This window comes from Streptomyces sp. NPDC051320 (genome assembly GCF_040682175.1).
Lineage (GTDB): Bacteria > Actinomycetota > Actinomycetes > Streptomycetales > Streptomycetaceae > Streptomyces.
Window position 1 is genome coordinate 358,702 of sequence record NZ_JBFBAL010000006.1, and the last position, 25,108, is coordinate 383,809.

Genomic DNA, 25,108 nt, shown 5'->3' on the forward strand with positions numbered 1-25,108 from the left:
GACGACTTGCGACGGACAGCCGTACTGCTCTGGTAGTACGCAGGATTGGGTGCCTGAGGACGACGACTTCCCGTGCCGCGCGGGAGATCGTTGAGGACATGAGTGCCCTTGTGTGGTCCGTGCTTCTGTCGCTGGTCTCCGCGGTCGCGTATGCGGCCGGGGCGATTGTGCAGGAGCGCGTGGCCACCACCGCCCCTGGGCGCCCCTTTGCGCCGCTGCGGCATGGCGGTTGGTGGGTCGCCATGACGCTGAACGGTTTCGGCGCCGCGCTCCACGTGGTGGCGCTGGCTTACGGTCCGCTGAGTCTGGTACAGCCGCTGGGCGCGCTGACCATAGTGTTCGCGCTCCCGATGGCTGCCGCGTTCGTCCGGCGCAGGGCCGGGGCGACCGCCTGGCGCGGTGCCGTCATGGCCACGGTCGGTCTCGCCGGGCTTCTGTCCCTGACCGGCAGTGCGGACACCTCATCGCTTCCCGGCGGCGAACGGGTCGTGCTGGCGCTCGCGACCTTCGGCGGCCTCGCCGTGCTGTTCCTGGCCGCGCGCCGCATGCGCAAGCCGGTGGTGCGCAGTGTGATCCTCGCGGCGGCCGCGGGCATGGCGTTCGGCGCCGCCTCGGTGTTCACCAAGACGGTCGCGGTGGACTGGACCTCCGAGGTACCGGCCGCCGAGTGGGCGAGCCTGCTGGCGATCGCGGGGCTCGCGACGACCGGAATGCTGCTCTCCCAGGCGTCGTATCGCGGGGCCGGTTTGGCCGCTCCGCTCGCGACGGTCACCGTCGTCAACCCGGTGCTTGCGGCGGCGATCGGCGTCACCCTCTTCGGTGAGAATTTCCGGTACGGCGCACTGGGCACCTCGCTGGCGCTCGGCTGCGGCGTGCTGGCAGCCGGCGGACTGGTCCTGCTGACCACGGAGCGGCTCACCGCCGCCCGGACCCCGCGGTCGCGGGCCGATCGGACTGCGCAGCCGGAACCCCTGCCTCGGGTGACGGCGCAGTACGGAATTCCTCAGCGGGAGCGGCTGTCGGGCGGCACGGCGGACCGGGGCAGCGATCAGGCGGTGACACCGCCTGCCTTGAGGTAGGCCAGCGGGTCGATGTCGGTGCCGTAACCGGGGCCGGTCCGGATCTCGAAGTGCAGATGCGGGCCGGTGGCGTTGCCCGTCGACCCCGAGCGTGCGATCCGCTGGCCCTCGCCGACGGTCTGGCCGGCCCGTACGGTAAGCGCGGACAGGTGACCGTACTGGCTGTACTTTCCGTCCGCGTGCCGAATGACGACCTGGTAGCCGTAAGCCCCTCCCCACCCTGCGGAGATCACCCGGCCCGCCGCTACCGCCTTCACCGAGGTACCGGTCGGGACCGGGAAGTCGATGCCGGTGTGGTGGCCGCTGGACCAGGAACTGCCCGATGCGCGGTAGGGAGTGCTGTGGTGGACGGCCACCGGTGCGGTGAGTCGGGATCTCTTGACGGCTGCGGCCTGGTGGCGCTGCTGCGGTGCAGCGGTCGGCTTGCTCGTGGCGGGCCCGGCCTTGGCCTGGTGCCGTTCTCCGGATCGCGTCGTGGGCTGCGGCTGTCCATGCTGCCGACCGCTCAGAGTCAGCCGCTGGCCGGGAAAAATCAGGTCGGGGTCGTCGCCGACCACGGCCCGGTTGGCCGCGTACAGCTGGTGCCACCCGCCGGTGATCTTCTCGGTCTCCGCGATACGCGACAGCGAGTCGCCGCCGACCACGGTGTAGCCGGCGGGGTGGCCGGCGCGCATTTCGGCCCGCTCCTCGTGCTCGGCAGCCGGCTTCGCTCGGGCCTCGGAACTGCTCGTGGGGTTGGTCTTGGGCTTGGTGGTGGGCTTGGTGGTGGGCTTTGTCGTGGGCTTCGGCTTCGGCTGCACGACGATCCTGGGCGCCGCGCCACCCGGGGCGAGCCCTGCCCGTACCGAGCAGACCGGCCAGGCGGTGGGCCCCTGAGCCCGCAGCACCTTCTCGGCTACCGCGATCTGCTGCTCCTTGCTCGCCAGATCGGCACGCGGGGCGTAGACCGCGCCGCCGTAGGCCTGCCAGGTGGAACTGCTGAACTGCAGGCCGCCGTAGTAGCCGTTCCCGGTGTTGATCTTCCAGTTGCTGGTCGACTCGCACCGTGCGACCTTGTCCCAGACATCAACCGATGCGGCGCCCGCCGAACCGGCGGTGAGCAGCGGCAGTGCGATGCCGGCGCCGCCCGCGGTGACCGTCAGCGACGCACGGTTGATTCGGCTCGGCTGGTAACGGCGATGACGACCGGTCGCGGTCATACTCGGCTCCCCCACTCGCGTACAACATGGCGCACGCGCAAAAGTACGGGCCCGGCGTAGGTACTGACAAGAGCGCGGGACACGCGTCCCGGCCGCACCCCCATGCCGTGTTCCGCCCCTCGTCCGCGCCAGGGTGACCGCCCGTCACCGGGCCGGTGCCGGCGAGCGGTCCTTTCAAGCCGGTCACGTGCGGGCGCCCGCGATCAACACGGATTCCGCAGCGGGATCGGTCCTGATCGGTAGGTCGTACCGGCCGGCCGATCCCCGAGCAGTTACCTGACCTCGCAGGGGCAGTGGAGCCGTCCGCCGCTCGTCGTCGCCACGTGGAGCCCGGTGGAGGCGGGCTGGATGGTCCTCCCGTATGCCCGCACAGTCCGGCACCCGTCCACGACCGCGGTGCGCGTCGCACGTGACGGAGCCGGGGGCGACACAACTAGCGCCCGGTCGGGGCTCCTGATGTCGTCCCCCGGCACCTGCCCCGGGGCGTGCGTCGAGGCAGGCGGGGCCGGTTACTTGCGCTTCTTGCGGAGGGCCGCGAGGTTGGCGTAGCTGATCTTCGCGTCCGTCAGCGACTGGCCCGGGTCGGTGGAGCTGGGGGCGTTGTCCTGCTCGACCATCGGGTTGTGGTAGTTCCGGGAGCCGACGCGGGTGAAGAAGGTGGCGTAGTCGATGTCGCCCGTGCCGAACGGAACCATGTCGTAGCCGTCCCCGCTGGCGGTGTTGACGACGCCGTCCTTGGCGTGGAACAGCGGGTAGCGCTTGTCGTGTCGGACGACGAGCCCGGCGGGGTCGAAGATGTTCTCCTGCTGTGAGCCGTCGGGGGCCGTGTAGGTGTGGAACTTGTACTTGGCCACGTGCGCCCAGAAGATGTCCATCTCCAGCCAGACGGTCTTCGGGTCGGTGATCCCGAGGAAATACTCCAGCTTGCGGATACCGGAGCTGCGGGTCGGGTGGCCCTGCGCGTCGAGTGGGCCGTGGTCGAGCAGGAAGTTGTAGGCAGAGTCGTGGTTGTGCGTGTAGAGCTTGAGGCCTTCGCCGCGGGCCATCTCGCCGAGCGCGTTCCACTTGTCGGCTGCCACGTCCCAGTCAGCCTGGTAGCCGCTGTTCGCCGGGTCACCGCCGGTGCCCACGTGGGCCATGCCGAGGATGTTGGCGATCTCCAGATGCTTCTTGAAGGTGTCCAGGTCGGGTGTGGACAGCGGCCAGGAGCCGGGGATGAAACCGTGGTTGCCCTGCGCGCGGAGGCCGTACTCGTCGAGCCAGGAACGCAGCAGCTTGGCCCCTTCGACGGATTCGAGACTCGCCCCGCCGGGGGCGTTGGGGTGCTGGCCGTATCCGGCGAACTCGACCTGCTTGTAGCCGTAGCGGGCCATCTCCTTGAAGACCTCGCGGAAACCGGAGGGCAGATTGGTGGAGAGGGGGTCGCGGCCGGTCGCGTCGCGGACGGTGTAGAGGATGATGCCGCGCTTGGCGGCAGGGATCAGGACGTCTCCGCCCTGGTTGTCGCCTCTGCCCTTGTCCTCGGCCAAGGCGGGCGAACTGCCGAATACGGGAACCGCGATCGCCGCGGCGGCGGCTGCCGTGCAGGTGCTCAGGAACCGGCGGCGGTTGATGCCGAGACTGCGGCGCAGGGCCTCGTCGGTGCCGTCGGTACGAGGGACGTCAGGAAGGTGCGTCACGTGTTCCTCTTTCTTGTGGTGGTCGGCGGCCCATACCTGCTGAGGTTGCTCACGGTGCATGGGACCGACGTCGTCAGTGGGGGGTGGCGTCTGTGAAGGAAGGCGGGTCACGCGCACAGGAGCGCCGTACGCCCAGGGGCGGGAGAAGCAGCCGGACACCGGGTCGTCGTCCTCGCGGGCCGGCACCGACGGCGGGTGCCGCGTAGCTTGCTCGGGCAAGTAGGGGGAGCCGACGGACAGTTCAGCCGGGTCGTAGGCGTAGTTGTGGCGCATCCCGACGAGCCGGACGTTCTTGCCCGCGTCGCTGAGAAGTCGGTCGATGGCCGACGGACCTTCGCAGCGGCGCCGACGGCCTCGAGGTCTGCCGGGCGGCAGGCGAAGAGGCGCGGTCCCAGTGGTCGGCGGCGGCGAACGTCGTGCGGGGTCCAGGGGCGATGCGGTCGAGGATGACGTGGCCCCGGGCCGTCTTTCGCTCGCAGAGGGGCCGAGTCACCGACCGAGTTGCTCTTCACGGCTTTGCCTCTCGGGGGACGAGTGAGGTGCGAGGCCTGCGTCAGCCTGTGGGAGACGACGCGCATACCCGGTCCTGCCGGGCACCCATCCCGGTGCCGGGGACGCACCTGCGGATGAGCACTGAGAAGCGCGGTGTGGAGCTGCGGGGCGATCAGCGGCGTGGCAGGACGGCTCCGTGCCGCGTGGATCCAGGAGGGCGGCAGCGGGGTCGAAGCCGCCCTCCCGGGGTCAAGGGCCGATCGACCGGCCGTGGTGACGGGGAGGTCGTCGACGTCGTCGAGTGATCCCGTATGTCGCTGAGCGGCTTCCCACCGTTGTTCGGGCTGTGGCGCCACTCCCGGCCGGGTTCTTGCTCGATCTGAACCGTTTCCTGTGCACGGACTGTTCTCCAGAGGGATGACATGGGACGCGCGCCGTCGACTCGCGTCCCGGGAGATCACCAGCAGGGGACCGTTCTTGAACCGGTACTTCGATGGGGAAACAGCAGGACCGTAACCGTCTTCGTCCGATACGGAAACCCCTTCGTACGAAAGTCTGTCAACTTTTACCCTCTTGTGGAGAAACGGGATGATGCGCCGACCCATGCAGTCGGGCCGTATCGATCACGTCTTTGCCGCGAGCGCCAGCAGGTCGGCGCCCGGCGCGCGGGCCCTGTCGGGTGGGGGTGAACACGGAGAGGCCGTCGTCGGCGGCCGCCACAGTGTCGTACGCGTCTCGCCTCCCGGCCCCATACGCATGCGGATGGTCGTCTCCCGGCCCACGACGACGGTCCGTACGACTACCCGCCCCCTCCGGACACCACCACGAAGTGCACTGAGGCGACTCGCCCGTTCACCGCATCGGTTCCGGCCGATCCGCACAAGAACGTGGCCGGGCGTCGTCCTGGCACAGTTGAACCCGAGCCCGCCCGGCGGGAATGGGGCGATGCACGACCCGCCCGCCATTTCCCCTGCTCACCGGGGGTGCGCCGTGACCCCGCTGCGCAAGGACGAGCCGTCCCGCAGCCACAGGGAAACCCTATGGGTGACCCAGGGGGCTGGCCCGTTGACCTGTGGCCGAGGGCTATTTAAGGTCACCGACAAGGAGGCCGTCGGTCATGCGCCTCCCCCGGGCACCGCGACGGCGCGGCCGACCCGTTCTCCCGCGCACGCGGCCCGCCGCGTCCGCTCCATCGGACGACCAAGGAGGCCGCACGCCGGTGTCCCGTACTCCATCTCCCCCCGTGGAATCCTCCTCGGGCAGCGCACTGCGCCGCGACCTGAAGGTCACGGACACCGCCGCGTTCTCCATCGGTCTGATCGGCCCGGTCGGTGCCATGGCGCTGCTGGGCGTGGGCGCCGCCGGTCTGCTGGGCCGGGGCGCGACCTGGGCCTTCGTTTTCGCCATCCTCGGGGTCTGCCTGGTGGCGTACGGATTCGTCAAGCTCTCCCGGCACATCACCCACACCGGTTCGGTTTTCGCACTGGTCGGCCGCACGATCGGCCCGCGCACTGGTTTCGTGGCCGGCTGTCTGCTCTTCATGGCCTACGTGACGATCGGAACCGGCTCGACCATCGAGATCGCCCTCTTCTCCAACCGAGTGCTCAGTGGGGTGCACCTGGCCGCCGGGGTGACCGAGTGGTACTGGACCGCACTCGTCGCGCTCGCCGTGACGGTCCTGCTCTCCTTCAGCGAGACACGCGTGATCACCCGCACGCTGCTCGCCTGCGAATTGGGCGGCGCCGTACTGGTGGGTCTACTCAGCATCGTCGTGCTGATCCGTACCGGCGTCGGACATGCCCCTGGTCACGCGCGGCTGAGCTGGGCGTTCCTGGAGCTGCCGCACGGCACGGGTGCGGGGACCATCGCTGCTGCGGCGGTGTTCGGGTTCCTCGCCTTCGCCGGGTTCGAGGGAGCGGCCACGCTCGGCGAGGAGACCGTTGATCCGAAACGGCAGATACCCAGGGCCATCAAGATCACCGTGGTGGTCGTGGGCACGTTCTTCCTGCTGACCATCGTCGGCCAGTCGATCGGGTACGGCACGGATGCAGCAGGCGCTCATGCCTTCGCCGCTGCGGACTCGCCCTACTCGGATCTCGCTCAGCGGTATGTGGGGACGCCTATGGCCGTATTGCTCGAACTCGTTGCGAGCCTCAGCGTCTTCGCCATCACCCTGGGTACGGTCGGAGCCGCCGCCCGCGTCGGCCTCGCTCTCGTGCGGAGCACCGGATGCAGCGGGCCGGTCACCCGGCTGACCCGGCGGGGCGCGCCCATCGGCACGGTCGGCGTGGCCACGCTCCTGATCGCGGTATTCGTCACCGCCCAGCGTTTGGCCGGCACCGGAGCTCTGGCCGCCACCTTCCTGTGGCTCGGTCTGGGCTCACTCGCGCTGCTGGTCGCCTACGGGCTGGCCACGATCGGCGCACTGCGCTACCTCTTTTTCAGCGGGAGGCCGAAGGCCCCCCGCTGGCAGGTGATCATCCCCGTGCTGGCGACGGCCTTCGTCTGCTACACGATCTACAGCAACGTCGCTGACGCCGAAGGCGTGTCCGGGCTGTTCCCCTGGATCATCCTGGCCGTGACCGTGGTGACCGCAGGTGTCGCGCTGGGAGTGCCCGGCCTCGCAGCCCGGGTCCGGCGGCAGATCGGCGCCGCGCCCCCGGCATCCGCTTCTCTCCTCGAGGATCCGGCCTCGGGGAAGGTGAAGGTCTCGCCATGACCCGCATCATGTGCCGGCCGCTCGCTCCTCGGCTGGGGGATCTGGCAGCCAACCAGCGTGCCATCCTCGGGGCCATCGAGTCCGCAGCCGCCGAGGGCACCGATATTCTGGTCCTTCCCGAACTCGCCACCTGCGGCTACGTCTTTCACTCCGCCGCCGAGACCGCCTCCTGCGCCGTCTCCGCACGTGGCCGCGTCGTGGCCGAATGGAGCGCCGCGGTCAGCGGCGACATGGTCGTCGTGGCCGGATTCGCCGAGCGCGGCACGGACGGTCTGATCCACAACAGTGCCGCGCTCGTCGACAGCGGAGGCGTGCGGGCCGTGCACCGAAAGGCCCACCTCTGGGACCGCGAGAAGCTGTTCTTCGAGCCCGGGGACCGGCCGGCACCGGTCGTGGAGACGGCGTTCGGCAACGTCGGTGTGCTGATCTGCTACGACTTGGAGTTCCCGGAGTACACGAGGCGGGCCGCCCTCGACGGTGCCGATCTGCTCGCCGTGCCGGTCAACTGGCCTCTGATACCGCGTCCACGCGGAGAGCGCCCGCCCGAGGTCGTCATCGGCCAAGCGGCAGCCCGGGTCAACAGGACCGTCGTAGCGGTGTGCGATCGGGGTGGCAGGGAGCGCGGGCAGCGATGGACGGAAGGCAGCACGATCATCGGCAGCGACGGCTGGGTCCTCTCGGCGGGCGACGGCGCGGGCCCCAGCGGCGTGCGTGCGGACGTCGATCTCATCGCATGCCGTGACAAACGGTTGACGGAGCACTGCGATCTCTTCGGCGACCGGCGTCCCGCCCTTTACTGACGCCGAGACATACACGGGCCGCCCGGGGTTATTTCGCCGGGCGGCTCTGCGGCGTGCCGCTGGATTCAGCGTCGGCGTGTCAGCATGCGGTGTGCCAGCCGGGCCATCTCCCGTGCGGCGGGCGACAGTTCTGATCCCTGGCGTTGAATGAGCGCGATGGTGTCGTGCATGGGCTCGTCGAAGCCCGTGGTGTGCAGCCCGGCGGGGAATGACCCGCTCTCGGCGACCGCGCGCGAGACCACAGTGTCGCCCACCCCGTGTGCGACGAGGTCCAGGGCCTGTTCCACATGCTCGACCTCCACCCAGGGTTCGATGCGCATTCCGGCGAACTGCGCGCGTTCAGCGATCTGTCGGCGGGTGGGATCCCGCCAGTTGTAGTGCGCGTCGTACAGCACCAGGCGGGCCTGTGCCAGGTCGGCGATCGAGACGGGGCGCTGAACGTGGTCGGGGTCGCGGCTGACGTACAACACCTCGTCGCGCAGCAACGGGGTCACCTTGAGCGCGGTGTCCTCGATCGGCAGCACCACCAGGCCGGCCTCGATGGTGCCTGCCGCGACCTCCTCGGCGACCTCGACCGAGTTGAGCCCGACCATCCGCACCCGTACACCCGGATGGTTGCGGTGGAAGTGCTGGACCAGATCGGACAGGACGTAGAAGGCGGCATTGCGCAGCAGCCCGAACGTCACGACACCGCCCTGCAGGGACCGCAGGGCGCGCAAGGCGTGTGCTCCCTCGTCGACGGCTGCCAGCGCGCGTTCGGCGAACGGCAGCAGCGTGCTGCCCGCACTGGTGAGCAGCAGTCTGCGGCTGCCGCGGACGAAGAGGGTGACGCCCTCCTCGTCCTCGACCTTCCGGATCAGTTCGGAGACGGAAGCCTGCGCCACGTCCATGCTCTGCGCGGCGGCGGTGAAGGAGCCGAGACGGGCCGCGGCGACGAAGGACCGGAGCTGCTTGAGCGTCAGGTGGGTGGCGATATCCGAGAGCGAAGGCTGTTGCATAGGAAAACCCTATGCAGTCCCTAGGTAAAGTCAAGGTTGTCCTGTGACTCCCCAGGTTCTAGCGTCATCTGCATGCGATTCAACCCCTCCCGTCTTGCGGAGTTCGACGGCTCGTACCGCTTCCTCAAGCCCCCGTCGGACGCCCCGGCCGCCCAGCGCGATCCCGCGGTTGCCTCCCGTGTCTCCGACATGCTCTCCACCATCCAGCGCGACGGCATGGATGCCGTCCTGCGCTACGCCAAGGAACTCGACGGCTGGCAGCAGCCCGACGTCGAGATAGGCGCGGCGGAACTCGCCCGTACCGGCGACAAGCTGCCGGCCGGCGTGCGCGCCGCTCTCGAACTCGGCCAGGCCAGGACCAGCGACTTCGCTCGTCGTCAGCGTGCCCATCTCGTCGACTTCGAGGCGGAGCTGGCGCCGGGCCTGGTGGCTGGGCAGCGTTACGTACCGGTGCAGCGCGTCGGCGCATATCTGCCCGCCGGACGTTTTCCGCTGCTCGCCGGTGCCTTCATGACCGTCGGCGTGGCGAAGACCGCCGGTGTTCCCGTCGTGCTCGCCTGCACTCCTCCCGGCCGGGAGGGCACGGCGGACCCGGCCGTCCTCTACGCCGCCCACCTTTCGGGCGCCGACCGCGCCTACGTGCTCGGTGGCGTCCAGGCGCTCGCCGCCATGGCGTTCGGGCTGCTCGGGGAGCGTCCGGTGGACATGCTCGTCGGCGCGGGCAACGCCTATGTGGCCGAGGCCAAGCGGCAGCTCTACGGGCAGGTCGCCATTGACCTGCCGGCAGGCCCCTCCGAGGTCGCCGTCCTGGCCGACGAGACCGCCGACCCAGGCCTTGTCGCCGCGGACCTGCTGGGCCAGGCCGAGCACGGTACCGAGTCGCCCGCGGCGCTGGTGACCACCTCCCTGCAGCTCGGCGAGGCGGTGATCGCCGAGATCGACCGGCAGTTGGAGACTCTCGCCACCCGTGACATCGCGGGCCCCGCCTGGCGCGACTACGGCTCGGTGACCTGGGCCAAGGACGCATCGACGGCCATCCAGCTGATGGACGAGCTGGCTCCTGAACACCTGGAGATCCAGACCGCCGACGATGACATGTACCTCGCGGGCCTGCACAACTACGGCTCGGTCTTCCTCGGCCCCTGGTCGACCGTCGCTTACTCGGACAAGGGGATGGCGGGCACCAACCATGTCCTGCCGACCGCGGGCGGCGCCAAGCACAGCGCGGGTCTCTCGGTCTCGCGCTTCCTCAAGCCCCTCACCTACCAACGGGTGAGCCGGGAGGGCACGGAGGAGCTGGCCGGCGCAGTCGAAAGCATCTCGGCCTACGAGGGAATGGCGGCGCACGGCGCCACCGCAACCCTCCGTCTTCAGGCGCTCCGCAACGGGGAACAGGCATGAAGCGTCCCGAGAACAGCAGCGCGCCCGCCGCGCAGGAGCCGGCCGAAGCGCCCCCGGCCCGCCCCGAGCAGCCGGCCCCGGCACCCCAGCCACATCCCGCCGCGGACCGCACCGACCGGGCGCGGAGGCGGCACATGCCCCCCGACTACAACATCGCGCTCCGCCCGGCCAACGGCGCGGATGCCCCTGGCTTCGTCCCCGGCGAGCGCCGCCACCCGATGCGCGGGTTCGAGGACGAGTACAGCGACATCGTCGACTACATCGTCCGTATCACCCACCGCATCTGGGAGGACCAGGACGTCGGCTACATCTACGACACGTACGCCCCCGGCTGCCGGCTGCACGACGACAGCGGTCTGAAGATCGGCGTCGAGCCGCTGGTCAGCGGCACCATGGCGAGCATCCATGCCTTTCCCGACTGCCGTCACTATGCGGACGAGGTCATCTGGGCGGGCGACGACCGGGACGGCTTCGTCACTTCTCACCGCGCCCAGAACATCGGAACGCACACCGGGGACTGGCAGTGGGGCGCCGCCACCGGAAAAGCCCTGCGCACCTGGGTGATGGCCAACTGCGAGGTGGTCGAGAACGAGATCACCGAGGAATGGGTGCTCTACAACACCGCCGCCAAGCTGTCCCAGCTGGGCATCGATGTGCGCGAGGCGGCCCGGTCCTTCGGCAACGCAGGCGGTCTCGACCCGCTGAGCGACCGTACGCTCGGCGATATCGACCGTCTGGTGGGCGGCCGCAAGCCGCTGCCCTATCCCCGGCGCCGAGACGACAACGGCTTCGATGTGGACCACCTGGTGCGTGCCCTGTTCCACGACGTCTACAACCGGCGTGACCTGAGCGCGATCGACCGCGCCTACGCGCCCAACGCCCGGTGGTACGGCCCTTCCAACCGCTCCGGCTACGGGCGCGCCGATGTCCGCGGAATGGCGCGCGGTCTGCTCGCGACCTTCCCCGATCTCGGCCTGCAGGTCGACGAGGTCTACTGGATGGGCAACGAGGCCGACGGTTTCCGCGTCTCCGTGCGCTGGACGGCGGTGGGCACTCACCGGGGCCACGCGCTGTACGGCCGCCCCACGGGACGCCGGGTATATCTGTGGGGGCTTTCACAGCTGTACCTCTCGCACGGCCGCATCACCGAGGACTGGATGCTGTTCAACGAGTTCGACGTCCTGGCCCAGTTGCTCCGTGACGACCCGGTGGGGCTGGTGGTCGGCTGATCCACGGGCCGGCCGACCGCGAAGCCGTGGGGCCCGCACCCGGCAGGTATGGGTGCGAGCCCCACGGCCCACGGCAAGCGCCGCCGGAGCGGCCTCCGGACCGACCCGGCCCGGAGGCCGGGTCGGTCCGGGGCGGCTTGTCCGCCACGCCAGGGGATCGGATCAGGGAACGCGGGCGTGCGTGGCCCGTGGCACGAACTCGGTGGGCAGGATCAGGCGTTCGCCTGCGGGATCGGCCTCGCCGTTGATCCGTCGTACCAGCAGGCGCGCTGCCCGGTACGAGAGTTCGCACAGGTCGTGCCGGACCGTGGTCAGCCGGAACACCTCCCAGTCCGCCATGGGGAGGTCGTCGAAGCCGATCACGGTGAGTTCCTCCGGAACCCGGAGCCCGGCCGCGACGGCTGCGTTCAGAACGCCGATAGCGACCACATCGTTGCCGCAGAAGACCGCCGTCGGTGCTTCGGCGGCCGCAAGCAGAAAGGGCAGCGCCTGATATCCCGTGTCGTACTCGAAGGATCCGCGCGCCACGCGGTCCTCCGGCAGACCGATCCCGGCATCGGCCAAGGCCAGCCGGAAGCCGAGTTCACGCTCGCGCCCGGTGGTCGTATTGGATGACCCGAAGATGCCCGCGATCCGGCGGTGCCCCAACCCGACGAGCACCTCGGCCACCAGACGGCCACCGCCCTCGTTGTCGACGACGGAAGCGTAGTCGCCCCGCTTTCCGGTGTCCCGGTTGAGAAACACATAGGGCATGCCACGGCGGTCCAGCTGCGCCGGAAGACGCGACTCGGTGGTCGCGGTCGCCAGTACAACGCCGTCCAGCGACTGATCCAGGAGGTTCTCCCCGGCCACAGCTTCATCGGAGCGTTCTGTGATGAGCATCATCCGGTAGCCCAGGCGCTGGAGTTCGTCGTGCAGAGGAGCGACGACGTGGGGATAGAAAGGATTCGTCAGGTCCGTCACGATGACCCCGATGCGACGTGTGGAACGGGTCGCGAGAGTCCTTCCCGCCTCGCTGGGTACGTAGTTCAACGCCTGCGCGGCCCGCTTGACCTTCTCGCGGGTCGCGGCTGACACCCGGTGGTCGTCCCGTAGGGCCCGGGACACCGTCGGCTGTGAGACACCCGCCAGCCTCGCCACGTCGTGACTCGTAATCGCCATCGACCCTCTTCTCGTCGCCCAGTACGCCGACGTTGACGCCCAAGCCGAACACTATACGTATGTAGTCGGCACGCCGGGGAGCCGCCCGCCCCGGACCTCCCGGTTCGGCGTGGCGAGAGCTCGCGCCCCGAAGGGCAGCATACGCCTGAACTCGATCACGGATGAGCCCTTGACATCGCCCGATGGAAGGCTTGTCATGGTTAATACATACGTATTCACTCCGAAGGAGCAACCATGCCCGATGTCGTCGTTTCAACCGCGGAGCTGGGTCGCCGCACGGTCCGCCGCAGCGACTTCGTCTCCTGCAACCAGGCGTTCATCGACTGCCGTACGCCGGGCTCGGACCGAAAGGAGAACTACGCGATGATCGGCCCCGGTGTCTCACAGGCCGCCGGCCAGCACGTCAACCTCCGACTGCCGCACGGTTTCAACATCGGTGCCGCGGCCATGCCGCACGGCATCACCAACAACCTTCACCTGCACTACACGGCTGAGGTGTTCGTCTGCACCGAGGGCGAGTACCTGCTGCGCTGGGGCGCGGACGGTGACGAGGGGGAGCTGCTGCTCAAGGCGGGAGACATCGCGTCCATCCCGACCTGGATCTTCCGTGGCTTCACCAACACGGGTCCGGACAACGGATGGCTGTTCACCGTGCTCGGCATGGACGACACCGGCGGCATCATCTGGGGCCCCTCGGTACTGCGTGAGGCGGAGGGGCACGGCCTGTACCTCACCGCCGACAACGAACTGATCGACGCGGTCGCCGGCGACGGGATCCCGGCCGACGCCGAGCTGACCAGGCCCATGGAACAGGAGTACATCGACCGGCTCCGGCACTACAGCCCTGCTCAGATGAAGCGCCGCATCGCGGCGGCGGACGAACTCGTCTGGTCCGAGCGGCCCTTCCTCGACAGCACGCTGGCCCGCGGAGGCGTGCGGCTGAGCTGCGTCGTCGGGTACGGCATGACGGAAGATCTGCACCAGGAACCCCGGATCTTCAATCCGCACGGCCACAACATCGCCTGGCTGCGCGCCGAGCCCGGCCAGGGCGTCTCCCTCCACCGGCAGAGTGAGACACAGACTCTGATCATCAAGGACGGCCTCTGGGAAGTCACCCTGAACCGCACCGACCCGGTCTCGGTGCGGCTGGGACCACGCGACATTCTCTCCGTTCCGCAGGACGCCTGGCGCACCCTGCGGAATGTGGGGGACACGGAGGGCGATCTCCTGGTCGTGAACTCGGGCGACGGCCGGGTGCGCATGGAGTGGGACGAGGAGGTCGTCAAGAGCGCCGCCGACGCGGGGCTCGGCATCGACCACAACGGCTACGTCGCCCCGTATGCTCTCCTGCCCCGCTCCGCGCGCCGCTGGTGACCACCGCCCCCCGGAGGGAACCCTCCGGGCCCCTGCCGCTGGTGGCGCTTCCCGGCATGCTCTGCGACGCGCGTCTCTGGTCCGACGTGGTGTTCCCGGACGGCCACGAGGTCCATCACCTCACACTGACGAAGCCGGACATCGGCGAGCTGGCCGACGACGCCCTGTCCTCGGTGTCCGGTCCGTTCGTCCTGGTCGGGCTCAGCCTCGGGGCCATCGTCGGCTTCGAGGTGCTGCGCCGGGCACCGGAGCGGATCGCCGGCTTCTGCGCGATGTCGACCAACCCGGGCCCGCCCCGGCTCGAGCAGCACACAACCTGGCACGCGATGGACGAACTGATCACCGACGGCCGGTTCGCCGACGTCGTGGACCAGACGCTGTCCGGCATGTTCGACGTGCCGGATCCGCCGGAGGCGTTGGCGGATCGCTACCGAACCATGGCCCACGCTGTTGGCCCGGACGCCGCCCGTGCCCAGCTCGCCGCGCAGGCGACCCGCGCCGACGCGTTGGGCACGCTGCGGAAGGCCCGATGCCCTTCGGTCGTGCTGTACGGCACCCGGGACAGGCTGTGCCCGCCGGACTTCCACCGGTCGATCGCTGGGGCCATCCCGGGCGCGCTCCTGCGCGAGCTGTCCGGCGCCGGTCATCTGCTGCCGTGGCAGCGGCCACACGCCGTTTCCTCCGCACTGCGGGACCTGCTCAGGGAGGCGGAACGGGCTCGACAACCACAGACCAGCACCACCTCTCCCCCTGCCTCCTCCTCGCTCGTCCGAACCTCATCACCGCATTCGACACTCGACCTGAAATGAGAGCCGTCCATGCCCCGTTTCCTCAAGTCCCCCGTCCCCGCCGGTCAGGTGCGCGCCGCCCGGGCGGACGTCGCCGACCGCGTCAGCGCCATCCTCGACGACATCCGCGAACGGGGTGACGAAGCGGTCCGCCAGTACTCCGAGAAGTTCGACAACTGGAGCCCTGAGTCCTTCCGTCTCGGACCTGACGAGATCAGGAGGATCGTCTCCGGAGTGCCGGACACGGTGCTCGACGACATCCGCTTCGTTCAGCAGCAGGTGCGTACGTTCGCCCGAGCACAGCGAGATTCGATGCGTGATGTCGAGATCGAGACGCTGCCCGGTGTGCACCTGGGGCACCGGCATGTGCCGGTGGCCGGCGCGGGTGCCTACGTGCCCGGCGGGCGCTACCCGCTGACCGCATCGGCGCACATGACGATCGTGACCGCGAAGGTCGCCGGTGTGCCCCGGGTCGCGGCCTGCACTCCGCCGATCCGTGGTGAGATCCCCGCCGCCACGGTCGCAGCGATGCAGTTGGCGGGTGCCGACGAGATCTACCTCCTCGGCGGGGTCCAGGCCGTCGCGGCCCTCGCCATCGGAACCGAGACCATCGGCCGGGTGCCGCTGATCGCCGGGCCGGGCAACGCCTACGTCGCCGAGGCCAAGCGCCAGCTGTTCGGCGAGGTCGGAATCGACCTGTTCGCCGGTCCCACCGAGATCCTGGTGGTCGCCGACGAGCAGGCGGACCCGTTCGTCGTCGCCGTCGATCTGCTCTCGCAGGCCGAGCACGGCCCGGATTCCCCGGCCGTCCTCGTCACCACATCCGAGCAGCTGGGCCGGACCGTGCAGCGGCACATCGACCGGCTGCTCCCCTCCATGCCGACCCGGGACTTCGCCGAGCCGGCCTGGCGCGACCACGGAGAGATCGTCGTGGCCGATTCCCTCGACGAGGCCTTCGAGATCGCGGACTCCTACGCCAGCGAACACGTCGAGGTCCTCACCGAGAACCCGCGCCAGGCGCTGGACCGGATGCGCGACTACGGCGCACTCTTCCTCGGCGAAGGCACGTGCGTCTCCTACGGCGACAAGGTCATCGGAACCAACCATGTGCTGCCCACCCGGGGCGCCGCCCGCTACACCGGCGGCCTGTGGGTCGGCAAGTACCTGAAGACGGTGACCTACCAGGAAGTGACGGAGACCTCCTCGTCGGCGCTGCTCGGCGAGGTGTGCGGGCGGGCCGCACGCGTCGAGCTGTTCGAGGGGCATGCCCGCTCCGGTGACGTACGGGCGGCCAAGTACGGCAACGGCACGCTGCCGTGGAACGACGAGGGCGCCGCATGACCGGCAGCACTGCCCCGCTGGCCGGACGGACCGCACTCGTCAGCGGGGGCGGCAGCGGACTCGGCAGTGCCATCACGCGTTACCTGCTCTCCGACGGCGCCCATGTGGTGATCACCGGCCGTCACGAGAGCAGGCTCAAGGAGGCGGCGTCGGTCTTCGGCCCGGACGTCACCTACCGGGTCTGCGACGTCTCCCAGCCCTCCGACGTCGAAGCGCTCGCCGAGAGCCTCGCCGGTGAGGAGATATCGGTCCTCGTCAACAACGCCGGGATCGCGGGGCCGGTGGCTCCCCTGACCGAAATCTCGACGGACGACTGGGACGAGGTCTTCGACGTCAACGTCCGGGGAGTGTTCCTGATGTGCCGCGCGTTCCTGCCGGCCATGGCGGAGCGGGGTGCCGGGGACATCATCAACATCGCCTCGGTGTCGGGAAAGCGCCCGCTGCTGCGCCGCACGCCCTACTGCGCGTCGAAGATGGCGGTCATCGGCCTGACCGCGACCCTGGCGGGCGAGGCCGGCCCCTCAGGGGTCACGGTGAACTCCCTGTCCCCCGGGCCCGTCTCGGGGCCCAGAATGCAGCGGAACTTCCGCCTCGAGGCGGAACGGACCGGCTGCAGCTACGCGGAGGCGGAGGCGGCCTTCGTGTCGCGGTCCGCGCTCGGGCGGATGGTCACCGAGGAAGAGGTCGGTGCAGCCGTGAGCGCGATGCTGCGGATGCCGGGGCTCTGCGGTGCCGACATCGACCTGTCCGCGGGGATGGTGGCGCGATGACGGCGGCGAAAGAGGGGCGCCGTTCCCTCAGACAACGATTGGCCGCAGGGGAACGGCTCTACGGGGCTCTGCTCCGGCTCCCGTCGGAGACCCTGGTGGAGATGGCGGGCGTCGCGGGTCTCGACTACGTGGTCATCGACTGCGAGCATGGTCCCGCCGACATGACGGCGCTCCAGCACCACGTGACGGCAGCCGCGGCGCAGGGGCTCGAGGTGCTCGTCCGCGTCGGCACGTCCGAGTCCGCACTTGCGCTGCGCTGCCTGGATCTGGGAGCAGCCGGTCTCATCCATCCGCACGTCGACAGCGCGCAGGATGCGCGGCGTGCGGTGGCGGCCGACCGATACCCACCACTGGGGCAGCGCGGGTTCGCGACGTACAGCAGGGCGGGCCGCTTCGGCACGGTCTCTGCGGCCGACCACTTGGCCGCGGCGGAACAGACCCTGGTCGTTGCGATGATCGAGACGGCCCGCGCCTGCGCCGCCGCCGACGAGATCGCCTCCACGGAGGGCGTGGATGCCGTCCTGGTCGGCCCGGCCGACCTGGCGGCGGACTGCGGCTTCCCCGGTCAGGACGTGATCGACGGGCTGATCGGCACGACGCACCGGGCGACCCGTGCGGCGGGCCGGTCGGTCATGACTATCGTGCCCGGCGTCGCCGGTGCCCGGGCGGCAGAGCAGGCAGGTGCCCAGCTTGTGCTCTACAACATGGCGCACGTCCTGATGGACACCTTCCGGACCCTGGCCGCACCTCGGCCCGGGGGCGGGGACCACCGACGCTGACGGCCGGGCCGGCCACCGGCCACCCGCCATCGATGCACCGCGATTCACCTCTTGACGTCCTCCGCCACCGCTCCTTAGTGTTCGGCGGAAGTTCATACGTATGCATTGCAGGTAACCGCGCGAATGGAGAAGCCATGTCCGCTGTAGTGCCGCCCCCAACCGCCGTCGATTCCGAGGGGATCGACGGGGAGAAGCGGAATGCGATACGCCGAGCCATCGGCGCGGGAAGCATCGGGAACTTCGTAGAGCAGTTCGATTTCGGCCTCTACGGCTATCTGGCACCGATTCTGGCCCCCTCCTTCTTCCCCGACAGCAACCCGACCGCGGCAGTGCTCAGCACCTACGCGATTCTTGGTATCGCGTGCCTGTTCCGCCCCCTGGGCGGGACCCTGGTCGGCCGCTGGGGAGACCGGGCGGGCCGCAAGAAGACGCTGCTGTGGACCATCGCGTTCATGGGAGTAACCACCGCCCTGATCGGCGCTCTGCCGACGTACCAGCAGATCGGGCTCTTCGCCCCCCTCCTTCTACTGCTGCTGCGCGTCATCCAGGGCATGGTCTCCGGCGGCGAGTATGTGGGAGCGGTGGCCTTCATCGTGGAGTGGGCGGAGCCCAAGCGGCGCGCCTACTACACGTCGTACGCCTCCAACAGCTGCTTCCTCGGCATCCTCGCCGGGGCCGGTACCGCGGCGCTGACCAGTTGGGTGTTCCACGGCCCGGCACTCGACTCGTGGGGCTGGCGCATCCCCTTCCTGCTCACTCTCCCGCTGAGCGCGATCGGGATCTGGCTGCGCAAGCGCATCGCGGAAACGCCGGAGTTCGTCCGCGCCACGCAGGACGGCACCCAGGTCGTCAAGGCGCCGGTCCGCGAGGCGCTGCGCTCGCAGTGGCGGCCCATGCTCGTCTTCTGCGGTGTCTCGGTGATGCTGGCGATCCTGTCCTACAGCTGGGTCACGTTCTATCCCCAGTACCTGACCGGCACACTGGGCCTGCCTCGCTGGATGGCCCTGATCTCCAATGCGATCTCGATCGCCGTCCTCATCCCGCTGCTGCCACTGGCCGGGATCCTCTCGGACCGGATCGGCCGCAAACCGATGCTGATCGCGGGGGCCATCGGGTGCATCGTCCTGGTTCCGCTGGCCTTCCGCGTCGGCCAGGAGGGCACGTTCGGCACGGCGATCGTCAGCCAACTGATCTACATCATCCCGGAATTCTTCCTGACCGGCATCGTCACGGTCTGCGCCGCGGAGCTCTTCGCCACCCGCACCAGGTTCAGCGCCAGTGCCATCGCGTACAACAGCTCCTTCTCCATCTTCATGGGCATCACGCCGTTCATCGCAGCGCTGCTGGTCAGTACCTTCGGCACGATCTACGCCGTGTGGGTGTACCTCGCGGTGGCGGCGGTACTCGCCCTGGTCGTGGTCAGCGCCTTCATGACGGAGACGTTCCGGAGCCAGCTGGGGGCCGACAAGTTCGCACGGTGAGCCTCCTCGGCCGCAGGGACCACCCTCTGCCCGGAGCCCGCACCAACCCACCGTGTCCGAGACAGAATACATACGCATACATCTACTCGAGAGAGGGACAGTCTCATGCCCTTGGACCCCGTTGCCTATCTCCCGTACAACGATCCGGACGACTTCATCCGTGAGGTGACCGACCGCATCTGGGTCGGTCGGGACGTGGCGTACATCGTGGACAACTACGAACCGGACTCGATCGTCCATACCGGCCTTGGCACCCTCGTCGGTCGTGACGGTGTGATCGAGGGCAGCACGATGCGGATGGGCAGTACGCCCCAGCACATCGGCCAGGCCGAGGACGTGGTGTGGGAGGAGCGCGGCAGCGACGCCTTCCTCAGCTCACACCTGGTCTTCTCCGCGGATGAGCATCTGGTCGGCGGTCAGAACATCCGTATCCGCAAGCGGACTGTCGCCAACTGTCTCTACCGCCGGGGACGGATGGTCGAGGAGTGGGTGGTTCGCGACGAGCTCGCGGACTGTCTGCAGCGCGGCGTGGACCCGGACGACGCGGCGCGCGCACTGCGGTTCCAGGGATACACCGGTTCGATGACGGAGGAACCTCCGAAGAACGTGCTGCGGGCGGGTGTCAGCGGTACGCGTCCGGACGACTTCCGGCCCGAGTGCGAGATGGTCCTCGAGTTCATCGACGAGGTCTGGACGCAGCGCCGGCTGCACAGGGTCAACGACTTCATGGTGCGAGACCTCTTTCTGCACACGATCGGCGACCGGACCGTCATCCGGCCGGAGCGATACCAGAGCGATCTGCTGGCCATGGTCGGCGCCTTCCCCGACGCGCGGTTCGCGGTGCGGGACGTGCAGACCAACTACTCCGAACGTTACGCGGGGCTGCGGGTGGCCGTCCTGTGGACCATGCAGGGCACCTACCGGGGAACGCCTGCCTTCGGGCAACTGACCGACAGCCCCGTCACCGTCCTCGGAGTCTCCCAGTTCTTGATCCAGCAGGGCCGGATCGTTCGGGAGTTCCGGGTCTACGACGAGATCTCACTGCGGGCCCAGATCAACAGCGCCCGCGGTGACGGCCCGCCGGCCGAGGCCAACATCTACTGAACCGGACGAACAACCGTGAGCCGGCCAAGGCGATGCGGCGCGGGCTCCTTCAACGCCATGGGCCTCTGGACCTTGCCCGCCTGCCCGACAGCCATCACCTGGGCCCACCGGAGGACCGGCTGCTGCCACGGACGTCGAGCTGATGGGGGATCACGACATCCAGAGGAGGCACCGCGGCGGCGGGGCTGTAGATACGGTCGGCCAGACACTGCAGCGCCCGTTCCGCGATCTGCTTCTTGTCGGGCACCACGGTGGTCAGCGGCGGATAGGCGTATCGCGCGTCCTCGATGCCGTCGAACCCCACGAACGCGAGGTCCTCCGGGATGTGCAGTCCGCGTTCATGCGCCACGTGCATCGCGCCCAGGGCGAGTTCGTCACTGAACGCGAAGACGGCGTCGGGCCGCGCATCCCGCTCCAGGAGCGAGGCCATGGCCTCGGCGCCGTCCTCGCGGTGCAGCGCCGCCACCGGCCTCTCCAGCGCCGGGTCGGGTGACAGCCCGGCACGGCGCAGAGCGCGGTGGTAGCCCTCCAACCGCTGGCGGGCCGTCTCGTTGTGCAGATGGGGCTGGACACCGATCGCCGCGATCCGCTTGCGCCCGGTGTCCAGCAGGTGGGTCGTCGCCTCGTCGGCCGCGAGGACACTGTCGACGGCGACACGATCCGCCAGCCCTTCCGCGTGTTGCTCCCCCAGCAGGACTACGGGCACATTGCGGGCGCGAGCAGTCACTTCCTCCGCCCTGAGGGCCCAGGGGCTGGTGATCAGGCCGTCGACCAGCCGCCCCCCGGTTCCTTCGAGGAGCCGCCTCTCCGCCTCGGCATCGCCGTAGGTCTGATCGATGACGACCGTCCAGGACCGCTGCTGAGCTGCGGCGACGATGAGGCCGGCGAGCTCGCCGAAGTACGGTGAGTGCAACTCGGGAATGGCCAGGCCGATCAGCCCGGTACGGCCGGCGCGCAGGTTGCGGGCAGCGAGGTTCGGGCGGTAGCCGAGTTCGTCCAACACGGCCTGCACCCGTGCCCGGGTCTCCTCGGCCACCGGTGCCGAGCCACTGACGACATTGGAAACGGTGCGGATCGATACCCCGGCCCGGGCGGCCACATCCTTCAGGCGACTGCTCACGGTGGTCATCTTGGCATGGGCCGATGCGGTGGACCAAGAGAGCCAAGAAGCCGAAAGACGGGTATTGCAACGTTGCATGCGTCGTTGCACGATGAGGTGAAGGCAGTATGGCGCAAGGAGGCCCGCCCATGACCACGCACGCATATCCAGGCATCTCCCCGGAGGGGCTGGACGTCGACGTGTCCGCCGATGTGGAAGCCCTGTACAGCGACGGCATCACCGCCCGGAAAGGCGCGTTCACCAAGGAATGGGCGGACCGGCTCCGGGAGGACGTCGACGCGGCCTTCACCGACGCGTTGGCGCGTCCCGGCGGCGCGGTGGGGCGCGGCCCGAACCGGTACTACGTCGAGATCCACCCCGAGCAGATCAGGGGCTTCGTCGAACTGGTCGACCATCCCTGGGTGCGATCACTCTGCACGGCGGTGCTCGGACCGGACTACCGCATCGTGGAACTCGGCTTCGACGTTCCTCTGAAGGGCGCCGTCAATCAACCGTGGCACAGGGACTTTCCGATGCCCGAGGAGACGCGCCGCGGGCGGCGTCTGACTTCCCTCGCCATCAATGTGACCACCGTCGACACCGGCGAGGACATGGGCCCCTTCGAGATCGCGCCCGGGACACAGTGGGACGACAGCCATGAGTTCGAGCACGGCATGTTCCCGCCCAAGTTGCACTACGACGGTTACCTGGAACGCGCGGTGCGCAAGTATCCCCAGCGGGGGGACATCTCCGCCCGCACCGCGCTGGCGATTCACCGCGGTACGAAGAACGAGTCCGCCACGTCCCGTCCCGTCGTGGTGCTCGGCATCGACGGACCGGAGGCGAGCAACGGCGACCGGCACGACACCGCGGTCACCCGTGCCTACTGGGAATCCCTGCCCGAGCGTGCCCGGCGACACCTCGACTGCCCGGTGGTGGACGAACTGGTACCGGTCACCCAGAAGCACACCATCGAGGGCCTGGTCATGGGCAATGTCTGAGGCGGCCGGTGTCACGGGCGACCACCCGTGACACCGGCCCGCCGGCCGCCGGCCCGCCCATGTCTACGCGGTGGCAGCCGTCCTGCAGCGGCATCGGCATGCAGTCCGTTGTCCGGCTGGTCGGACCCGAGATCCTTCCGCTCAGCGTGCGTGGACCGGCCACCGGCCTGGCCACAGTGACCGTCTGGGGCGACCCACACCAGGCCGCTGGAGGAGATCGAGCGGGCACTGCGCGCCCCCGGTTCGCTGCGGCGAAACCTCGCCGGATGACATGACCCGTGTGCGACGGGCCGGGCGGGCAGGCTTGCCCCGCTTCCGGGGGCCTGCCCGGTGCCGGACGAGCGGTGCTGCCGTGGCGTTCGGACTGTCAGAACTTGCCGGCTGTCCGGCTTGGGATGACGCTGGGTGCAGAGCGGAATGTCAGTCATGGCCCACGCTCCGACAGGGACCTCGTCGGGAGGGAGTGGCCATGAGTACGTGCCGGCGTCGCTTCGAGTCGGCACCGGCACCCGCAACGCCACGATTCAGGTGCCGCAGCCGATGTGGAAGGGGGCGGGTCGCATCATGTACCTCGGCATTGTGCGTGGTCTCGCCGCGGGAGCAGCCGGTACGACGGCCCTGCACGCCATGACGTACGGGGACATGGCCGTGCGTGCGAGGCCTGCGAGCACTACACCGGACGAGGTAGTGGACAGACTCGCCGAGAACTTGGGCCACCCCGTACCGGGAGAAGGGCAAGGCCGGGAGAGCCGGCTTTCCGGCCTCGGCGCTCTTTCGGGAATCGCTGTGGGGTGCGGCGTGGGTTCTGCCGTCGCGCTGACGCGTCGCGCCGGTGTGCGCTTGCCACTGTGGCTGGGCGGACTGGTCACCGGGGCGCTGGCCATGGCGGCCACCGACGTGCCGATGGTCCGCCTGGGCATCAGCGATCCGCGTTCCTGGTCGGCCGTCGACTGGGCCTCCGACGTGCTGCCTCATGTCGTCTACGGACTGGTGACGTACGGCCTGATCACCGCCGGGGACCGGCGGACATGACCGCGGCCGCCCATGCACTGGCCCGGGCGGGCCTGATCGGGGCCGCAACGGGCCTGCGCAGCCAGTACGGACTGGCCGCGGTATCCCTGACCGGCGCCCACCACCCGGCAGGGCCCGGGGTTTCCTTCCTCACTCGGCGGTGGGTCAGAGTGGTGACCGTCTCCGCAGCAGCCGGCGAGTTCCTCGCCGACAAGTCACCGCGCATACCCGACCGCCTTTCACCAGCAGGCCTGGGCCCACGGCTGGTCTTCGCCTCACTGGCAGCCGCCGTACTGACCGTTCGGCACCGAGGCGCAGAGCCTGTGCTGCTCGGCACCGCCGGCGGCGCCTGCGCCGCCGCGGCCACCGCTTTCGCAGGGGCGAAGTGGCGCGAGCCGTCGTCACACCGTGCTTTTCCCGACGCCGTTGCAGCGGTGATCGAGGATCTGGTCGCCCTTGCCCTGGCTCGTGCTGCCTGCGGGCCGGTGCATCATGCCGGCTCGGGCGACAGCCCGGCCCTGGCGGAAGTCGAGGAAGTCATGCCGATGGACGGAAATGCCCCTGGGTCCGGTTCGTGGGAGGTCATGTGATGGTCGTCCAGATTCTTCACAGAGGAGGACTGCGCAGTTCACATATGCATCTGGCGTCGCTGAGTTCTGTTCTGTTGTGTATCGGTTTTTGGACGCGAGCCAAGGGCTATGACCAGGACGAGCGGGGCAATGCGGAGCGCCGAGCCCTCTTCGTCGGCCTGTGGCCACCCATGTTCTGGTTGATCGGGCAGTCGCTGCGGGACCTCGAGAGGTGAACCGGATGGGCGGCATGGCGTCGTGTCGCGTTGCAGAGGGGACGGGACGTGCTGCGTGAGCGCCGCCTGCACCATGACCGGGCTGCCGGACGCCTGCGCGCTCTGTCCCGCTTGGACGTCAACTACCGCTTGCCGGCGGGGTCCGCCCCTTACTGGAACGCCGGCTGGAACCAAGACAGGTTGTGGTGCACTCTCGCCCGCGAGACCCCGGGAGACCCCGTTTCCGGCGGTGCCTGGGACATCGCCTGCCGCTTGGTGCACGACTATCAGTTTGCAGAACCCCGCATCGTGCGCGCGTTGTATGTACGCGACGACGTGCTCCTCGGCCGGAACATGCTTCTGGAGGGACGCTTTTGCGGTCTCCGGTTCGACATGGGTGTTCGCGTCACCTCCGTCATCGACGAAGCACGAGGCACGGGAGAGACGGCTCGGCGCGTGTGGGGGTGGGGCTACGAAACCCTGCAAGGCCACTTGGAACAGGGTGAGATGACCTACGAAGTGGTCAAACACCTGCGCACGGGCGAAGTGGAGTTCGTGGTGACCGGCCATTCCCGTCGGGCACCGCTGGCCAATCCGGTTGTCGCGCTCGGCTTCATCCTGTTCGGACGGATGACACAACACCGCTTCTACCGAGCGAGCGGCCGCCGCCTGCGCCGACTCGTCCAGGCGGAACTACAAGGGTCCACTCCCCTGTCGGTCCAGACGGTACCCGGCAACGCCGCCATCGCCCTCGCCCCCAGCCCCGCGCCGGACGGCCGGTAACGCCCGAGCGGCGTGCCACGCGTACGGGGACACCCG

At 69.2% G+C, this 25,108-nt stretch carries 21 protein-coding genes; 16 read left to right on the forward strand and 5 right to left on the reverse strand.

The window, feature by feature from the left end; all coding sequences use genetic code 11:
• The first annotated feature begins 98 nt into the window (after positions 1-98).
• Positions 99-1,079, forward strand: a complete 981-nt coding sequence (locus AB0M87_RS16460) for a DMT family transporter (RefSeq protein ID WP_365853296.1) — start codon at positions 99-101, stop codon at positions 1,077-1,079.
• On the opposite strand, the gene AB0M87_RS16465 is transcribed toward AB0M87_RS16460, so the two are convergent.
• On the reverse strand, positions 1,049-2,278 hold the full coding sequence (locus AB0M87_RS16465; protein ID WP_365853298.1) for a transglycosylase family protein: 1,230 nt from the start codon (positions 2,276-2,278) through the stop codon (positions 1,049-1,051). The two genes, AB0M87_RS16460 and AB0M87_RS16465, sit on opposite strands and share 31 nt — an antisense overlap.
• A 509-nt stretch (positions 2,279-2,787) precedes the next feature.
• Positions 2,788-3,957, reverse strand: a complete 1,170-nt coding sequence (locus tag AB0M87_RS16470; protein ID WP_365853300.1) for a sugar phosphate isomerase/epimerase family protein — start codon at positions 3,955-3,957, stop codon at positions 2,788-2,790.
• Between the two features lie 1,711 nt (positions 3,958-5,668).
• Between AB0M87_RS16470 and AB0M87_RS16475 the strand changes: the two genes are divergently transcribed.
• Positions 5,669-7,168, forward strand: coding sequence for an APC family permease (locus AB0M87_RS16475; RefSeq protein WP_365853302.1), 1,500 nt, complete (start codon positions 5,669-5,671; stop codon positions 7,166-7,168).
• Positions 7,165-7,968, forward strand: a complete 804-nt coding sequence (locus tag AB0M87_RS16480) for a nitrilase-related carbon-nitrogen hydrolase (protein ID WP_365853304.1) — start codon at positions 7,165-7,167, stop codon at positions 7,966-7,968. Before AB0M87_RS16475 ends, AB0M87_RS16480 begins: the two co-directional genes overlap by 4 nt.
• 65 nt (positions 7,969-8,033) lie before the next feature.
• Here the strand turns inward: AB0M87_RS16480 and AB0M87_RS16485 are convergent, their stop codons facing one another.
• Positions 8,034-8,966 (reverse strand): LysR family transcriptional regulator, encoded by a 933-nt coding sequence (locus AB0M87_RS16485; protein WP_365853306.1) that lies wholly within the window; start codon positions 8,964-8,966, stop codon positions 8,034-8,036.
• A 72-nt stretch (positions 8,967-9,038) separates the two neighbouring features.
• On the opposite strand from AB0M87_RS16485, the gene hisD (AB0M87_RS16490) reads away from it, so the two are divergent.
• Both hisD (AB0M87_RS16490) and AB0M87_RS16495 read left to right on the forward strand, forming a co-directional pair.
• Positions 9,039-10,367, forward strand: coding sequence for a histidinol dehydrogenase (gene hisD, locus AB0M87_RS16490; RefSeq protein ID WP_365853308.1), 1,329 nt, complete (start codon positions 9,039-9,041; stop codon positions 10,365-10,367).
• Positions 10,364-11,596 carry an ester cyclase gene (locus AB0M87_RS16495; RefSeq protein WP_365853310.1) on the forward strand — a complete coding sequence of 411 codons (1,233 nt, stop codon included), beginning with the start codon at positions 10,364-10,366 and terminating at the stop codon, positions 11,594-11,596. Before hisD (AB0M87_RS16490) ends, AB0M87_RS16495 begins: the two co-directional genes overlap by 4 nt.
• Before the next feature lie 162 nt (positions 11,597-11,758).
• Here AB0M87_RS16495 and AB0M87_RS16500 read toward each other — a convergent pair whose 3' ends face one another.
• Positions 11,759-12,757, reverse strand: coding sequence for a LacI family DNA-binding transcriptional regulator (locus AB0M87_RS16500; protein WP_365853312.1), 999 nt, complete (start codon positions 12,755-12,757; stop codon positions 11,759-11,761).
• A 234-nt stretch (positions 12,758-12,991) separates the two neighbouring features.
• Here AB0M87_RS16500 and AB0M87_RS16505 point away from each other — a divergent pair, with 234 nt between their 5' ends.
• The 7 genes from AB0M87_RS16505 to AB0M87_RS16535 all read left to right on the forward strand — a co-directional run bounded on the left by AB0M87_RS16505 (position 12,992) and on the right by AB0M87_RS16535 (position 20,394).
• The gene (locus AB0M87_RS16505) at positions 12,992-14,131 is read left to right on the forward strand and encodes a hypothetical protein (protein ID WP_365853314.1); all 1,140 of its coding nucleotides are present in this window, start codon (positions 12,992-12,994) and stop codon (positions 14,129-14,131) included.
• Positions 14,128-14,940, forward strand: a complete 813-nt coding sequence (locus tag AB0M87_RS16510) for an alpha/beta fold hydrolase (protein ID WP_365853316.1) — start codon at positions 14,128-14,130, stop codon at positions 14,938-14,940. Before AB0M87_RS16505 ends, AB0M87_RS16510 begins: the two co-directional genes overlap by 4 nt.
• A gap of 9 nt (positions 14,941-14,949) precedes the next feature.
• The gene (hisD, locus tag AB0M87_RS16515) at positions 14,950-16,260 is read left to right on the forward strand and encodes a histidinol dehydrogenase (RefSeq protein ID WP_365853318.1); all 1,311 of its coding nucleotides are present in this window, start codon (positions 14,950-14,952) and stop codon (positions 16,258-16,260) included.
• Positions 16,257-17,030 carry an SDR family oxidoreductase gene (locus AB0M87_RS16520; RefSeq protein ID WP_365853320.1) on the forward strand — a complete coding sequence of 258 codons (774 nt, stop codon included), beginning with the start codon at positions 16,257-16,259 and terminating at the stop codon, positions 17,028-17,030. Before hisD (AB0M87_RS16515) ends, AB0M87_RS16520 begins: the two co-directional genes overlap by 4 nt.
• Positions 17,027-17,809 carry an aldolase/citrate lyase family protein gene (locus tag AB0M87_RS16525; RefSeq protein ID WP_365853322.1) on the forward strand — a complete coding sequence of 261 codons (783 nt, stop codon included), beginning with the start codon at positions 17,027-17,029 and terminating at the stop codon, positions 17,807-17,809. The genes AB0M87_RS16520 and AB0M87_RS16525 overlap by 4 nt, the downstream gene beginning before the upstream one ends.
• A gap of 134 nt (positions 17,810-17,943) precedes the next feature.
• Complete coding sequence (locus AB0M87_RS16530; protein ID WP_365853324.1) at positions 17,944-19,290, forward strand: MFS transporter; 1,347 nt, start codon at positions 17,944-17,946, stop codon at positions 19,288-19,290.
• Between the two features lie 105 nt (positions 19,291-19,395).
• The gene (locus AB0M87_RS16535; protein ID WP_365853326.1) at positions 19,396-20,394 is read left to right on the forward strand and encodes an ester cyclase; all 999 of its coding nucleotides are present in this window, start codon (positions 19,396-19,398) and stop codon (positions 20,392-20,394) included.
• A gap of 94 nt (positions 20,395-20,488) precedes the next feature.
• Here the strand turns inward: AB0M87_RS16535 and AB0M87_RS16540 are convergent, their stop codons facing one another.
• Positions 20,489-21,514, reverse strand: coding sequence for a LacI family DNA-binding transcriptional regulator (locus AB0M87_RS16540; RefSeq protein ID WP_365853328.1), 1,026 nt, complete (start codon positions 21,512-21,514; stop codon positions 20,489-20,491).
• Positions 21,515-21,642: 128 nt separating this feature from the next.
• Here AB0M87_RS16540 and AB0M87_RS16545 point away from each other — a divergent pair, with 128 nt between their 5' ends.
• The 4 genes from AB0M87_RS16545 (at position 21,643) to AB0M87_RS16560 (ending at position 25,072) form a co-directional block, all read left to right on the forward strand.
• Complete coding sequence (locus tag AB0M87_RS16545; RefSeq protein ID WP_365853330.1) at positions 21,643-22,494, forward strand: phytanoyl-CoA dioxygenase family protein; 852 nt, start codon at positions 21,643-21,645, stop codon at positions 22,492-22,494.
• A gap of 564 nt (positions 22,495-23,058) precedes the next feature.
• Positions 23,059-23,526, forward strand: coding sequence for a hypothetical protein (locus tag AB0M87_RS16550; RefSeq protein ID WP_365853445.1), 468 nt, complete (start codon positions 23,059-23,061; stop codon positions 23,524-23,526).
• Positions 23,523-24,095 (forward strand): DUF4126 family protein, encoded by a 573-nt coding sequence (locus AB0M87_RS16555; RefSeq protein WP_365853332.1) that lies wholly within the window; start codon positions 23,523-23,525, stop codon positions 24,093-24,095. Before AB0M87_RS16550 ends, AB0M87_RS16555 begins: the two co-directional genes overlap by 4 nt.
• Positions 24,096-24,358: 263 nt before the next feature.
• Entirely contained in the window at positions 24,359-25,072 is a 714-nt protein-coding gene (locus AB0M87_RS16560; RefSeq protein ID WP_365853334.1) for a DUF1990 family protein, read from the forward strand.
• The last annotated feature ends 36 nt before the right edge of the window (positions 25,073-25,108 follow it).